The sequence below is a fragment of the Pseudomonas sp. VD-NE ins genome (assembly GCF_031882575.1).
GTDB classification, from domain to species: Bacteria; Pseudomonadota; Gammaproteobacteria; order Pseudomonadales; family Pseudomonadaceae; genus Aquipseudomonas; species Aquipseudomonas fluorescens_BZ.
This window is the reverse complement of record NZ_CP134772.1, coordinates 2817456-2831263: the sequence shown is the minus strand read 5'-3', so window position 1 is coordinate 2831263 and position 13808 is coordinate 2817456. Positions and strand designations below refer to the sequence as shown.

The window sequence follows — 13808 nt, the reverse complement described above, 5'->3', positions numbered from 1 at the left end:
AAAAGCACCCGCGAAGCATTCAATGAACAGACAATGGCCTGCGCCTGGCGCAGATCGACTGCAACAATGATAGACGTCGCCTCAACGAACCACGCTCAGGACTGATGTAATGAATGCTGTACCGAACACCGACGACGCGCAGGCTCTGATCGCCCGTACCGACTGGAGCCGCAGCCCCTTGGGCGCTGCCGGCAACTGGCCGCAGAGCCTGCGTACCGCGGTGGACATCGTGATTCACTCGCCGATGCCGATGCTGTTGTTGTGGGGCCCGCAACTCACGCAGATCTACAACAATGGTTTCGCCCTGCTCGCCGGCCACAAGCATCCGCACGCTTTCGGACAGCCTGCGCACCAGATATGGCCGGAACTTCGCGACTTTACCGACCCGATTTACAGCGCCGTCCTACAAGGCCAGGTGCGCACCTACAGTGAAAGACGCTTCACCCTGCAACGGGACGGCAAAGAGTCCGACTTTTGGCTGGATCTGACCTACAGCCCGATCCGCGATGAAACTGCGCAAGTCGCCGGGATTCTCGTTACCGCCATCGAAACCAACGAACGCCGCCGCATCGCTCTGGAACTGCAGCGACGCTCCGAAGAAAGCCTCAAGGCCCAACGGGAAACCGAGGAGCGCCTGCAACTGGCCCTGGCCGCAACCGATGCCGTCGGCACCTGGGATTGGGACATCGGCGAAGATCGCTTCATCGCCGATGCGCATTTCGCCCAGTTGCATGGCATCGACCCCAGTCTTGCCAGCCAGTTGCCGATCAGCGATTACTTGCAAGGCGTGCACCCGGAAGACCGTGCGATGGTCGCGCGCAGCATCAAACACTGCATCACCTACGGCACCGAATACGCTGAGGAATATCGTTTGCAGCAAGGCGATGGCGAGGTGCGCTGGGTGTTCGCGCGCGGGCGTTGCTACAAGGATCACCATGGCCGGCCCGTGCGTTTCCTCGGGGCGGCGCTGGACCTGACCGAGCGTAAACACACCGAACAGGCTTTGCGCCAGAGTCAGACCGAACTGCAATTGATCATCAACGCCATGCCGATCCTGATCAGTTATGTCGACCGCGAAGAACGCTTCCGCCTGAACAACGCAGCCTATCTCGACTGGTACGGCCTCACGCCACAGGAACTCTACGGACGCACGATTCGCGACGTCATCGGTGAAGAAGCCTACTTCCTGCGCCTGCCGTACATTGCCGAGGCGTTGGCCGGCAGGCCCTGTTCATTCAGCCTTTACACCCCGCACCGCGATGGCAGTAATCGACACGCGCTGATGAATTATTTGCCGCGTTACGCCGCCGACGGCGCGATCAGTGGCTTCTATATCTTTGTCATCGACGAGACCGAGCGCAAGAAAACCGAAGAGGCCTTGCGCAATCTCAACGAGACCCTCGAAGAACGGGTCAGCGCCCGTACCGAACAATTGGCGCAGGCCAACCAGCGTTTGCAGAACGAGATGTTCGAACGCGAGCGCGCCGAAGATGCGTTGCGCCATGCGCAGAAGATGGAAGCTGTCGGTCAGCTCACTGGTGGTATCGCCCACGACTTCAACAACATGCTCACCGGGATCATCGGCAGCCTCGATTTGATGCAGCGCTACATCGCCAACGGTCGGGCCGACGAAATTGGTCGCTTTACCGAAGCGGCGGTGTCGTCGGCCAACCGTGCGGCGGCACTGACCCATCGTTTGCTGGCGTTTTCGCGACGCCAATCGCTGGATCGCAAAACCCTAAACGTCAATGAACTGGTGCATTCGCTGGAAGATCTGATCCGGCGCACCAAGGGCGATCCGATCGAACTCACCCTGCGTCTGGCCGAGCATGTGTGGCCGGTCAGCACCGACGTCAGCCAACTGGAAAACGCCCTGCTCAACCTGGTCATCAATGCCCGCGATGCGATGCCCGAGGGTGGCGAGTTGCTGATCGAAACCGCCAACGTCTATCTCGACGGCAGCGACATCACCACGCTCGAACCGGTCAAGGCCGGCGACTATCTGATGCTGGCGGTCAGCGACAACGGTACGGGGATGACGCCGTCCGTGCGCTCCAAGGCCTTCGACCCGTTCTTCACCACCAAGCCGATTGGCCAGGGCACCGGGTTGGGGCTGTCGATGATTTACGGGTTTGCCCAGCAGTCCGGCGGCCACGTCAGCCTCGACAGCCTGCCGGGCCAAGGCACTTGCGTGCGGTTGTACTTGCCGCGCTTGTACGGCGTCGAGGCGGAACGGCCGGCTGTCGCGCCCATTGAACAAGCGCCGGCGACGGCGACTGGCGAAACCGTAGTGGTCGTCGAGGACGACCCGGCGGTGCGCATGCTGGTGCTCGATCTGCTCAGGGAGTTGGGTTATCAGGCCCACGAAGCCGAAGATGCCAAGACCGCCCTGCCGCTGCTGGAGTCCGATCTACGCGTGGATCTGCTGGTCACCGATGTCGGCCTGCCGGGCATGAATGGCCGGCAACTGGCGGAAATCGCCCGTCAGCATCGGCCCGGCCTCAAGGTGCTGTTCATGACCGGATATGCGCAGAAAGCCGCCGAGCGTCAGGGTTTTCTCGAGGATGGCATGGACATGGTCGCCAAACCGTTTGCCATTGAGCTGCTGGCCAGCAAGATCCGCACGATGATCAGCCAAACCCTGTGACTTGAGGCATAATCCGCGCCCCGCCGTCACCCCGTTATCAGGTACCGCACGATGAAAGCCCAAGCCCGCCACATTCTGGTGAAAACCGCCGAAGAGGCCGAACAACTCAAACAACGTATCGCCAAGGGTGAAGCGTTCGATGTGCTGGCGAAGAAATTCTCGACCTGCCCGTCCGGCAAGCGCGGCGGTGATCTGGGTGAAGTGCGGCCGGGGCAAATGGTGGGCGCGATTGACGCGGTGATTTTCAAAAAGCCGCTGCGCACCGTGCATGGGCCGATCAAGAGCAAGTTCGGGTATCACCTTGTGCAGGTGTTTTACCGCGACTGAGGCTTGGCTTCAGGGCCCTTTCGCGAGCAGGCTCGCTCCCACATTTGGAATGCATTCCCCTGTGGGAGCGAGCCTGCTCGCGAACCGATTGCGCAGCAAACGGCCATATAAATCTATTTCGGGATCAGTGCACCCGGCACCTGAATCACCTTGCTGGCCAGCAAGTGCCCGGCCTCGGCAGCCTCAGCCGGACTTCCGCCGCGCAATCGACTGGCCAGATACGCCGCACTGAACGAGTCCCCCGCCGCCGTGGTGTCCACCACCTTCGCGACTTTCTGCGCCGGCACTTCAAATGACTCGCCATCACAACGAATCAGGCACGCCTCGGCGCCACGCTTGAGCACGACTTCCGGCGTGCCGAACTGCGCATAAGCGGCAAACACCTCCTCGCAATCGGCGAAACCGAACAGCGCCTGTTCGTCATCCACCGTCAATAACGCCAGATCAACGTAGGGCAACACACTGCGATACGCCGCGCGCGCATCTTCTACTGAGGCCCACAAGCGTGGCCGATAGTTGTTGTCGAAAACGATTCGCGCATCGCGCTGGCGCGCTTCGATCAAGGTCTGGATCAGTTGTTCCCGGCCCGATGCGCCGAGCACAGCCAGGGTGATGCCGCTGAAATACAGCACATCGTAATCTGGCAATGCCGCCAGAATCGGCTCGGCAGCCGGGGTGGTGAAACAGTCGCGAACCGCCGCTTCATTGCGCCAGTAGAGAAAACGCCGCTCGCCGCTGGCATCGGTCTGGATGCAATACAGTCCCGGCAGGCGACCCGGTAGACGTTGCACCAGATCAAGGCCAATGCCTTCATCGGACCAGATCTGGCACATGGCATCGCTGAAGCTGTCGTCACCCAGCGCGGTGACGTAATCGACCTGTGCCTTGTCGCCCATCGCGCGGGACAGATACACCGCGGTGTTCAGGGTGTCGCCGCCGAAGCTTTGCTGCAGACTGCCGTCGGCGCGTTGCTGCAGTTCGATCATGCATTCGCCGATCAGGGCGATGCGTGGGATGTTCGGGCCCAAGGGGCTAAGGGTGTTCATCTTGTGCTGTCTCTGTTGATGCGCGGGTGTCTGGTCTGGCCTCATCGCTGGCAAGCCAGCTCCCACAAGGATTCATGTCGCTCACAAATTTTGTAATCAACACAGAACCCTGTGGGAGCTGGCTTGCCAGCGATTGGCCGCGACGCGGTCTGAAGTCTTAGAAACAAGTCTCCATGCTCTCGATCACCGACAACTGCTCATCCACCAACAACCCCACACGCCACTTGTCGAACGTCAGGCACGGGTGCGACGTACCAAAGGAAATGATGTCGCCCACGCGCAATTCAACGCCCGGCGCTACCGTCATGAACGCATGCTGGTCCATCACCGCCGTGACCTTGCACGCGCCAACGTCTTCGCCCACTGCCGGCACCACACCGGCCTTGTAACGCAGCAATGGCACCGGAAAACCGGCATCGAACGCAACATCTCGCTTGCCCAGCGCGATCACCGCAAAACCCGGCTCAGGCAGCGACTGCACATGCGCCCAGACTTCCAGCGCCGGACGCAAGCCCTCGTGCAGATCGCTGCGGCGGTCGAGCACGCAGCACTGCGCTTCCTTGTAGATACCATGGTCATGGGCCACGTAACTGCCCGGGCGCAACACGCTGAGAAAACGCCCCGCCGCGTTCTGCGCTTCGAACGATTCGGCGATCAGGTCGTACCACGCCGAACCCGAGGCGGTGATGATCGGCTTGGCGATCGCGAACGCGCCGCTGTTCTGCAATTGCACCGCCAGACGTACCAGTGAAGCAGCAAATTCACGAATGCCACTGACGGCGTGATCGCCGTGAATCACCCCTTCGTAGCCTTCAATGCCAGTCAGGGCCAGCGCCGGTTGTGCGTTGATCGACTTGGCCAGTTCGATGACTTCCTGCTCGCTGCGGCAACCACAACGACCACCGACCACGCCGTACTCGATCATCACGTTCAGCTTCACCCCGCGCGAGGCGAAGTAGGCGCCGAGGTCAGCGACGTTGTCCGGGTGATCGACCATGCAATAGAAATCGAACGCCGGATCGGCAAGCAGATCGGCAATCAGCGCCATGTTCGGCGTGCCGACCAATTGGTTGGCCATCAGCACGCGGCGCACACCATGGGCGTAAGCGGCGCGGGTCTGGGTCGCGCTGGCGAGGGTGATGCCCCACGCGCCGGCATCGAGCTGACGCTTGAACAGCGCCGGGGTCATGCTGGTTTTACCGTGAGGCGCCAGTTCGGCACCGCTGTCGCTGACAAACTTTTGCATCCAATGGATGTTGTGCTCCAGCGCTTCGCGATGCAGCACCAGTGCCGGCAGGCTGACGTCGCGTACCAGGTGCGCACCGATGGCAGCGTCGCCCTTTTCTCCAGCAGTATTGATGGCAGTCGTCATGGTCGAACTCCTCACTTTCGCGGCCGCAGGCAGCCGTGGTTATTCGTTGATGCGCCGGGCGAGGCTGTTGGCGCTCTCGATCAGAACCCGGCGATAGTCGTTGTAATTGTTCTTCGCATCGGCCCGAGGGGCGACAATGCACAGGGTACAAATCGCTACGCCTTGCGGGTCTTTGACCGGCGCGGCGAAGCAATGGGTAAAGGTGTCGGCGACGCTGTCGAAGGAGAAAAATCCATCGATGCCGGCCTGACGGATTTCGGCGAGGAAGCGTTCCAGTGGCAAGCGTTCGCCATCGGGCAGCATGTAGTCGTCTTCGTCGATCAGGTCGATGATCTGTTGATCGCTCAAATGCGCGAGCAACAGGCGCCCGGAAGCGGTCCACGGGATTGGCGCGTTTTCGCCGATGTCGGAGGAAATGCGGAAATGCCGCTCGCCCTCCTTCATCAACGCCACCGTGTATTTGCGCCCGTTGAGCAGACACATCTGCGCGGTTTCGTGGGTCCGGCTGACGATCTCCTGCAAGGCGTGATCGGCCTCGCGACTGAGGTCGAAGTGACGCAAGTGCGCCTGACCGAGGAAGTACAACTGCCGGCCCAGATAGACGTGACCGTCCTTGCCCACCGGTTCCAGAATCCGCCGTTCCAGCAGCGAAGCGACCAGTTCGTAGACCGTGGATTTCGGGCTGCCGATGCCGTTGGCGATGTCGTTCGGGCGCAGCGGCTGGCCGATCTCCTTGAGGAAATCGAGAATATCGAACGCCCGGTCCAGACCGCGGGCCCGGCGTTTGATGGTGTCTTCGGTCATTTCAGTGGTTCCCATTCAAAGTCGCCGGATGGTAACTGGCCCTTGGTGTTGTGTCAGTTGCATTGCTGCCCTCACCCCCCGCCCTCTCCCGGAGGGAGAGGGAGCCTGACCGTATCGATGCACATGTTGTGGTCATTTGCCAAAATCTGCATCGACAGAGAACAGTCCCCCTCTCCCAGAGAGAAAGAGCCTGACCGTATCGATGTAAATGTAAGCGTCATACGCAAAATCCGCATCGATACAGATCAGTCCCCTCTCCCAGAGAGATAGAGCCTGACTGTATCGATGCACATGTTGTGATCAGCCGCCAAAACCTGCATCGATAGAGATCGGTCCCCTCTCCCTCCGGGAGAGGGTTAGGGTGAGGGGCTGCGGCCTAAGCAACGCAGCAATTTTCAAGCCTTTTTCTTGTACGCAATGCAATCAATCTCGACCTTGCAATCAACCATCATGCTCGCCTGCACACAGGCCCTTGCCGGTGCGTGCTCAGGCTTGAAGTACTCGCCAAAGACCTTGTTGAAACTGCTGAAATCCCGCGGATCATCCAGCCACACGCCGGCACGCACCACGTCTTCCAGGCCATACCCGGCCTCTTCGAGAATCGCGATGAGGTTCTTCATGGTCTGATGGGTTTGCTCGACGATGCCGCCGACAATGATCTCGCCATCCACCGCCGGCACCTGGCCGGACACATGCAGCCAGCCATCCGCTTCAACGGCGCGAGCGAATGGACGGGGCTGGCCGCCCGCGGCGGTGCTGCCAGTGCCGTAACGGGTAATGCTCATGGGTACTTCTCCTGATTCAAAACGAAAGTTAAAACCGCGTGCTTTTGAGAAACTCAGCCAGACGCGGCGATTGCGGGCGTTCGAACAGTTCCTTGGGAGGCCCCTGCTCTTCGATCCGCCCCTGATTCATGAAAACGATCTTGTCCGAGACCTCGAAGGCAAAACGCATCTCGTGGGTCACCAGCAACATGGTCATGCCGTCTTCGGCCAGGCCCTTGATCACGTTGAGCACTTCGCCGACCAGCTCCGGATCGAGCGCCGAAGTCACTTCGTCGAACAGCATCAAACTCGGGTTCATCGCAATCGCCCGGGCGATCGCCACGCGCTGTTGCTGGCCGCCGGACAACTGACCGGGAAAGTGATTGCGCCGCTCCAGCAGACCAACGCGCTCCAGCCATTTCTCGGCGAGGACCACGGCTTCGTCCTTGTGCATTTTCTTCACCTTGAGCAGGCCCAGGGTGACGTTCTGCAGCGCGGTCAAATGCGGGAACAGGTTGAATTGCTGGAACGCCATGCCGGTCATCGCGCGATGGCGGGCGATGACTTTTTCCGCATGCCGCACACGCTTGCCGTTGACCTCGTCATAACCGATGGATTCGCCGTCGAGCAGGATCTGCCCGCCCTGGAATTCTTCGAGCATGTTCACGCAACGCAGCAGCGTGGTCTTGCCCGAACCGCTGGAGCCGATCAGCGTCACCACGTTGCCGCGCTGCATGCTCAGATCGACACCCTTGAGCACTTCGACTTCGCCGTATTGTTTGTGCAGGCCGCGGATGTCCAGCAACGCCTGATTCTGTGGGGAAACTTGAGCTTGAGTCATGGCAGGGCCACCCGCTTTTCAATGTGCCGGCCGAGTAATTCGATGCCGTAGTTGATGACGAAAAACAGAAAACCGGCGAACAGGTAGAACTCCAGGGTCATGAAGTTCCGGGCGATGATCTGTTGCGTGCTGAGCAGCAATTCGGCGACACCGATCACCGAGAGCAAGGTTGAAGCCTTGACGATTTCCGTAGACGAGTTGACCCAGGTCGGCAGGATCTGCCGCAGCGCTTGAGGCAACAGCACGTAGCCGAGGGATTGGTAGAACGTCAGGCCGATGGCTTTGCTCGCTTCCATCTGCCCGCGCGGCAACGCTTGCAGCGCACCGCGCACGATTTCGGCAACGTGGGAGCCGCAAAACAGCGTCAGACCCAAGGCACCCGCCTGAAATGCGCTGATCTGCCAGCCGAGTGCCGGCGCCATATAGAAGCAGGCCAGCACCAGCACAAACACCGGCGTGCCGCGAATCAGATCAACGTAAAACCGAAACGGTGCGCGCATCCAGAACTTGCCGTACGTCAGCACCAGCCCGGCAACCACGCCGAGCATAGTTCCGAGCAGAATCGCCAGCGCCGACACTTGCACACTGGTCAAAAAACCCTGCCACAGCGGCTCGCGCGCGACCCACAATTCATGTAACCAACTCGGAGATTCGTACATCGCAGCCTCCTATCGGCGGATCGCCAGACGCTGCTCGAGGTAACGCAGCAGCATGGCAATGAGGTAACAGGCCGCGACATACAACGCCGTGGTCACCAGCCAGGTTTCAATCACCCGGTAGCTTTCGACGTTGATCTTGCGCGCGTAATAGGTCAGCTCCGGCACCGCAATTGCGGCGGCCAGCGAAGTGTCCTTGAACAGTGAAATGAAGTTGTTCGACAGCGCCGGCAGCACATTGCGCAGCATCACCGGCACGGTCACGTAGGCCTTGACCTGCCACTCGCCGAGGCCGATCGCCAGTCCCGCTTCGCGCTGCCCCTTGGGAATGCTCAGCAAACCACCACGGAACACTTCGGTCAGGTACGCCCCGGCATACAACGACAGGGTGATGATGAACGACGGAATCTTGTCCAGCCGAATGCCCAAGCTTGGCAACGCAAAGTAGATCAACAGAATCAACACCAGAATCGGCGTGTTACGCACCACCGTCACGTACACCGAAGCCAGCACCCGCAAGGCGCGATGCTTTGAAAGCAAGGCAAACGCCATCAGCAGGCCGATCACGCAGCCGATGGCGATCGACACCAGCGCCAGTTCAAGACCCAGACCGAGCCCCGCCAACAAGGTGTCGAAATCGCGCCACACGGCGGCAAAGTTCAACTGATAGTTCATGGTCAGCAGTACCTTGAGCGGGGCGACGTGCATCGCCCCACTCTCACGGGATCATTTGAATTCGACAGGGAAACCGATCGCAGGCGACGGCAGATCTACACCGAACCATTGTTTGAACGACGCCGCGTAAGTCGGGAATTCAACGCCGGTCATGGCTTCATGCAGTGCAGTGTTGACGAAATTCAGCCAATCCTGATCGCCGCGTTTAACCGCGCACGCGTAGGTTTGTGGGCTCCACGCATAGCTTGGGCTGCGATAACGGCCAGGGTTCTGCACCATCAGGTATTTGACGGAGGACTGGTCGGTGGCGGCGGCATCGGCACGGCCGGAGTTCACCGCCTGATACATCAGATCAACGCTGTCGTACTGATCGACCTTGGCTTTGGGCAATGCCTGATGCACCAGTTCTTCGGCGTAGACGTTTTGCAGCACGGCCACGGTGACGCTGTCGCCGGCGGCTTGCAGGTCTTCGATTTCCTTGTACTTGCTGTTGTTCGGCAGCAACAGGCCAACGCCTTCGCGGTAGTACGGCAGGGTGAATGCCACTTGCTGCGCACGGCTGGCGGTGACAGTGATGAACTGGCAGCTCATATCGACCTTGTCGGTGAGCAGATTGGGAATCCGAGCATCGGACGACTGCACGACGAACTCGACTTTGCTCGGGTCGTTGAACAAACCCTTGGCGACGATCCGCGCGATGTCGATATCAAAACCCTGCAACTTGCCGTCCGCGCCCTGAAAGTGCCACGGCGCATTGGTGCTGCCGGTGCCGACAATCAATTTGCCACGGGCCAGAACACTGTCGAGCTTGCTGTCGGCCGCCTGGGCCATACCCATGACAGCGGACGAAGCCGCAAGGACAAAAACACATGCTTTGAACAACGAAGGACGGCGATGCATGGAAAGCACTCCAGAATTGTGTTTATTCCGCTATACCGGAACACGGTTTGTTACTACGGAATAGACAGCAGAAAGTGTGCCATAGCTTTGGCAATAAAACCCAGGTCCTCGGAAACATTAATCGGTTCAACAAGTTAGCCCGCGTATCTACACGCGACTATTGCCGGTAGAGGTTTGACCGTCGCTACTGAGGGCAACCAATTGGGAAGTAACGTCACATTCAAGGGCATGTGCGCGACCAATTGATGCACACATAGAGCAATGAATTGGTCTTGAAAAATGAATTGAGCACAGGTGACCGTTCATCGGATTTGCGGCTGAACCTGTCAGAGTTGACAGTTGTTGACCGGTGGATTGATAGGCCTACTGGTTTGGACCGAACGGGTCAGGAACCGAAGTTAGAATCTCAATAAGGACTTTTGAAATGGCCAATCTGATTAAAAATGGTGATTTTGCCAATCAAGGCGATCACTGGACAGCAACAACCCCGAATAACGTCAGTTACGTAAATGGTCACTGCATAATCGCGACTCCTGACTCCATCAGTCAGGACGTTCTCCTGGGCAGCGAGGGCGGCGGTAAATTCATGATCTCGGCAAGAATGAAAACACTGCATGGCTATGCGGGCCGCATCACTGTGCAACCACATCCGACAGGCAACCCGGTTCAAATTGACGTCTCAGGAGGTCAGAACTGGACGATCAAGTTCCAAGAGTTCGACGCCCCTACCGCGACACTCAAGTTCACGGTGAAGGTAGAGTCCAATGACGGTACGTTTGATGAACTTGGCTCTTATTTCAGCGATGTAACGCTATCCAAGCTGCTCTGAGCCAATACTCTTGAAAGCGAGCTTTCATCTCGTGACGGCTCGCTTTCTCCGTGAACGCATCACCACTGCAGTCCGAAAAAGGGAGTTTCCAATGGACTTGACAACCCCTTTCGCAGCCTTGCCTGCCACCTACCGCAAAGCCCTGAAAACCTGGCGCCCAGTGATCCTTTATTTCGCCAACGAACATTGCCCCGCCTGCGAATGGGCCGGGCCGATCTTTCGCCAGACGGCCGAGCCGTACCGGCATCGCGCCAATATCTACATGCTCAATACCAGCGAAACTGCACGTCATCCGCTGGTGACCGGAACACCAACCGTGCTGTTCTACAAGGACGGCAGACTGGTGAAAAAACTTAAAGGCATCGGCACGGAAGAAACCCTCGCACGGGATTTCGCCGAGCACGTCGGCAAGACGAAAGCGCCCATTGCGCCCCGCAAGCGAACGCATGATCTGTCTTGGCTGCGTCAGAGACTTCGTACCTTGCGCACTGTTGCACGTGCGCGTCTGCGGAGTCAGTACTGAACAGGGTGAATCCGTGCCTTTTCAGAAAACTCCAGCTCATAGGTCATCTATTGAGACCTTGATGGTGGGGTCGTTTTCTCGCTCCTTGCAAAGCGCGATCAACTCCAGATCATCAAGACGCGTCATCATTGCCTCGTATTCTTTGGCAGGTACGCAATAAAACGCTGGTTCATTTCGGTTGAGAATCGCTACGGAGCGTCCACCTCCAGCAGCTACGGTGCCCATCGGATTTTTTTTCAATTCGGAAATACTCGCTACTACGTGGGAAAGAACGATATGTGCCATAAAGGTGCTTCCTGAAGTGCTTTTAGTAGCACCTAAAATAGCACTCCCTGCAGGTCTTAACGTCAATCCATTTGACGGTACCACGTGATTTCCAGCGACGTTTCTGCGTTGTCCGTCAGATGTTTCTCGCAGTTGGGTGGGAACAGGAAGGATCGCTACATTGTTCATCAGTGAGTAGTGCGGTGCCTGAACCCAAGCATTCGCGAGCAGGCTCGCTCCCACATTTGAAACGCGTTCCAAGGTGGGAGCGAGCTTGCTCGCGAAGAGGCCGGCACAGTTAGTAGTGAACTCAAGGATTACGCTGGCGTGCGCTCCAAAAGCACCCGCGTCACCCGCCGCTCTTCCACCGCTTTGACCGTCATCTGCCAGCCCTCCAGCTCCAGACGGTCACCAATGACCGGGAGACGATCAAGAAGGCTCATCACCAACCCGGCCATGGTCTGATAGTCCTCGGTCGGCTGCGCACCAAACCCGGTGCGTTGGCGCACTCGCGACAGGTTCAACGCACCACTGACGATAAACCCGCCCTGCTCCTCGATCACGTCGGGGCCTTCGATTTCGCTGGCATCCGGCAACTCACCGGCAATCGATTCGAGAATGTCAGTCATGGTCAACACCCCGACAAAATCACCGAATTCGTTGACCACAAAAGCAATGTGCGTCGAGGCTGCGCGCATCTGCTCCAGCGCATTGAGGATCGAATAGCTGTCGAGCAGGTTGAGGGTCTTGCGCGCCAGATGTTCCAGATTCGGCTCGGTGCCGGCCAGATACTCCTTGAGCAGTTCCTTCTTGTGCACGAAGCCCAAAGGTTCATCCACTGCACCGTTGCGAATCAACGGCAGACGCGAGTAGGACGAGTGCATCAAGCGGTTACGAATCGCCTCACGATCATCGGCCAGATCAATCGTGTCGACATCGGCGCGCACCGTCATCAGCCCACGTATCGGGCGCTCGGCCAGTTGCAGCACGCCGCTGATCATCACCCGTTCGCGACGGTCGAACAGTTCGGCACTTGGCGCGTCACCGTCGTCGAGCAGATCGGAAATCTCCTCGCCAACCTCTTCCACCGCCAGTTTGCGCCCGCCCAGCAAGCGCATGACCGCGTGTGCCGTGCGCTCGCGCATCGGTCGCAGGCCCTGCATCGAGCGCTTGCGGCGTGCCCGGGCGATCTGGTTGAACACCTCGATCAGAATCGAGAAACCGATGGCGGCGTACAGATAACCTTTCGGAATGTGGAAGCCCAGACCTTCGGCTGTCAGGGCAAAACCGATCATCATCAGGAAGCCCAGACACAGCATGATCACCGTCGGGTGCGCGTTGACGAAGCGCGTCAGCGGCTTGCTGGCGACAATCATCAAGCCGATCGAGATGATCACCGCGATCATCATCACTGCCAGTTCATCGACCATGCCCACGGCCGTGATCACCGCGTCGAGCGAGAACACCGCATCAAGCACCACAATCTGCGCGACGATCGGCCAGAACAAGGCATAAGCGGCGTTGGTCGTGCGCTCACCGATGTGGCCTTCAAGGCGCTCGTGCAATTCCATGGTGGCCTTGAACAACAGGAACACACCACCGAACAGCATGATCAGGTCGCGGCCGGAGAAGCTCTTGCCAAATACCTCGAACAACGGCTGCGTAAGGGTCACCAGCCAGGAAATACTCGCCAACAGGCCAAGGCGCATGATCAGCGCCAGCGACAGGCCGATAATCCGCGCACGGTCACGCTGATGCGGTGGCAGTTTGTCCGCAAGAATTGCGATGAACACCAGGTTGTCGATACCCAGCACCAGTTCCAGCACGATCAAAGTCAACAAGCCTAACCAGGCCGTGGGATCCGCTAACCATTCCATAAAACGTCTCTATCTCTCTCGATGAATTCAGGCTGCCGGACACGGCAAAGCGCAACGCGAAGGCTCTGGAGCCGCGTTAGCAACGATAGTCGGATGTCGGAAAACTGGATGCTGCGAGTGCGTCAAGACCGCGCCATGGCGCGTGGAGAGGGTGCGACTGGGAGGCTCCGAGAGGGCGTTCATGTAAATCCTGAATGAAAAATGGCCTTGGAGCGTACAGGCTTTGGGAACATTTCCTACAGCGGCAAATCATTTCAAAATCTGTAACAGCTATCCGGATCCC

14 protein-coding genes are annotated in these 13808 nt (G+C 58.7%); 4 read left to right on the top strand and 10 right to left on the bottom strand.

All coding sequences use genetic code 11. The annotated features are described in order from the left end of the window. Window positions 1–109 precede the first annotated feature (109 nt). Together RMV17_RS12455 and RMV17_RS12450 are read left to right on the top strand one after the other, a co-directional pair. On the top strand, window positions 110–2647 hold the full coding sequence (locus RMV17_RS12455) for a PAS domain S-box protein (RefSeq protein WP_311886690.1): 2538 nt from the start codon (window positions 110–112) through the stop codon (window positions 2645–2647). A 51-nt stretch (window positions 2648–2698) separates the two neighbouring features. After that, on the top strand, window positions 2699–2974 hold the full coding sequence (locus RMV17_RS12450) for a peptidylprolyl isomerase (protein ID WP_007912322.1): 276 nt from the start codon (window positions 2699–2701) through the stop codon (window positions 2972–2974). Window positions 2975–3087: 113 nt separating this feature from the next. Here the strand turns inward: RMV17_RS12450 and RMV17_RS12445 are convergent, their stop codons facing one another. The 8 genes from RMV17_RS12445 to RMV17_RS12410 all read right to left on the bottom strand — a co-directional run bounded on the left by RMV17_RS12445 (window position 3088) and on the right by RMV17_RS12410 (window position 10032). Beyond that, window positions 3088–4020, bottom strand: coding sequence for a sugar kinase (locus RMV17_RS12445; protein WP_311886689.1), 933 nt, complete (start codon window positions 4018–4020; stop codon window positions 3088–3090). Between the two features lie 157 nt (window positions 4021–4177). Beyond that, window positions 4178–5392 (bottom strand): amino acid deaminase, encoded by a 1215-nt coding sequence (locus RMV17_RS12440; protein ID WP_311886688.1) that lies wholly within the window; start codon window positions 5390–5392, stop codon window positions 4178–4180. A gap of 39 nt (window positions 5393–5431) precedes the next feature. Beyond that, on the bottom strand, window positions 5432–6196 hold the full coding sequence (locus RMV17_RS12435) for an IclR family transcriptional regulator (protein ID WP_311887036.1): 765 nt from the start codon (window positions 6194–6196) through the stop codon (window positions 5432–5434). A 395-nt stretch (window positions 6197–6591) separates the two neighbouring features. Further along, complete coding sequence (locus RMV17_RS12430; protein ID WP_007912330.1) at window positions 6592–6981, bottom strand: RidA family protein; 390 nt, start codon at window positions 6979–6981, stop codon at window positions 6592–6594. Window positions 6982–7009: 28 nt separating this feature from the next. Beyond that, the gene (locus tag RMV17_RS12425) at window positions 7010–7801 is read right to left on the bottom strand and encodes an amino acid ABC transporter ATP-binding protein (RefSeq protein ID WP_311886687.1); all 792 of its coding nucleotides are present in this window, start codon (window positions 7799–7801) and stop codon (window positions 7010–7012) included. Beyond that, the gene (locus RMV17_RS12420) at window positions 7798–8460 is read right to left on the bottom strand and encodes an amino acid ABC transporter permease (RefSeq protein ID WP_122605259.1); all 663 of its coding nucleotides are present in this window, start codon (window positions 8458–8460) and stop codon (window positions 7798–7800) included. The genes RMV17_RS12425 and RMV17_RS12420 overlap by 4 nt, the downstream gene beginning before the upstream one ends. Before the next feature lie 9 nt (window positions 8461–8469). Further along, a complete protein-coding gene (locus RMV17_RS12415) occupies window positions 8470–9132 on the bottom strand; it encodes an amino acid ABC transporter permease (protein WP_003225455.1) in 663 nt (220 codons plus the stop codon). Between the two features lie 51 nt (window positions 9133–9183). Further along, a complete protein-coding gene (locus tag RMV17_RS12410) occupies window positions 9184–10032 on the bottom strand; it encodes a transporter substrate-binding domain-containing protein (protein WP_007912334.1) in 849 nt (282 codons plus the stop codon). Between the two features lie 424 nt (window positions 10033–10456). On the opposite strand from RMV17_RS12410, the gene RMV17_RS12405 reads away from it, so the two are divergent. Next, window positions 10457–10861, top strand: a complete 405-nt coding sequence (locus tag RMV17_RS12405; RefSeq protein ID WP_311886686.1) for a hypothetical protein — start codon at window positions 10457–10459, stop codon at window positions 10859–10861. Window positions 10862–10952: 91 nt separating this feature from the next. Beyond that, window positions 10953–11384 (top strand): thioredoxin family protein, encoded by a 432-nt coding sequence (locus tag RMV17_RS12400; RefSeq protein ID WP_311886685.1) that lies wholly within the window; start codon window positions 10953–10955, stop codon window positions 11382–11384. Between the two features lie 36 nt (window positions 11385–11420). On the opposite strand, the gene RMV17_RS12395 is transcribed toward RMV17_RS12400, so the two are convergent. Together RMV17_RS12395 and RMV17_RS12390 are read right to left on the bottom strand one after the other, a co-directional pair. Continuing rightward, on the bottom strand, window positions 11421–11669 hold the full coding sequence (locus RMV17_RS12395) for a type II toxin-antitoxin system Phd/YefM family antitoxin (protein WP_038368375.1): 249 nt from the start codon (window positions 11667–11669) through the stop codon (window positions 11421–11423). 296 nt (window positions 11670–11965) lie between these two features. Continuing rightward, on the bottom strand, window positions 11966–13525 hold the full coding sequence (locus tag RMV17_RS12390; protein ID WP_311886684.1) for a TerC family protein: 1560 nt from the start codon (window positions 13523–13525) through the stop codon (window positions 11966–11968). Window positions 13526–13808: the final 283 nt, after the last annotated feature.

Coding starts and splice junctions, on each gene's coding strand:
- RMV17_RS12455 (WP_311886690.1), top strand. CDS start 110: ATGAATGCTGTACCGAACACCGACGACGCGCAGGCTCTGATCGCCCGT.
- RMV17_RS12450 (WP_007912322.1), top strand. CDS start 2,699: ATGAAAGCCCAAGCCCGCCACATTCTGGTGAAAACCGCCGAAGAGGCC.
- RMV17_RS12445 (WP_311886689.1), bottom strand. CDS start 4,020: ATGAACACCCTTAGCCCCTTGGGCCCGAACATCCCACGCATCGCCCTG.
- RMV17_RS12440 (WP_311886688.1), bottom strand. CDS start 5,392: ATGACGACTGCCATCAATACTGCTGGAGAAAAGGGCGACGCTGCCATC.
- RMV17_RS12435 (WP_311887036.1), bottom strand. CDS start 6,196: ATGACCGAAGACACCATCAAACGCCGGGCCCGCGGTCTGGACCGGGCG.
- RMV17_RS12430 (WP_007912330.1), bottom strand. CDS start 6,981: ATGAGCATTACCCGTTACGGCACTGGCAGCACCGCCGCGGGCGGCCAG.
- RMV17_RS12425 (WP_311886687.1), bottom strand. CDS start 7,801: ATGACTCAAGCTCAAGTTTCCCCACAGAATCAGGCGTTGCTGGACATC.
- RMV17_RS12420 (WP_122605259.1), bottom strand. CDS start 8,460: ATGTACGAATCTCCGAGTTGGTTACATGAATTGTGGGTCGCGCGCGAG.
- RMV17_RS12415 (WP_003225455.1), bottom strand. CDS start 9,132: ATGAACTATCAGTTGAACTTTGCCGCCGTGTGGCGCGATTTCGACACC.
- RMV17_RS12410 (WP_007912334.1), bottom strand. CDS start 10,032: ATGCATCGCCGTCCTTCGTTGTTCAAAGCATGTGTTTTTGTCCTTGCG.
- RMV17_RS12405 (WP_311886686.1), top strand. CDS start 10,457: ATGGCCAATCTGATTAAAAATGGTGATTTTGCCAATCAAGGCGATCAC.
- RMV17_RS12400 (WP_311886685.1), top strand. CDS start 10,953: ATGGACTTGACAACCCCTTTCGCAGCCTTGCCTGCCACCTACCGCAAA.
- RMV17_RS12395 (WP_038368375.1), bottom strand. CDS start 11,669: ATGGCACATATCGTTCTTTCCCACGTAGTAGCGAGTATTTCCGAATTG.
- RMV17_RS12390 (WP_311886684.1), bottom strand. CDS start 13,525: ATGGAATGGTTAGCGGATCCCACGGCCTGGTTAGGCTTGTTGACTTTG.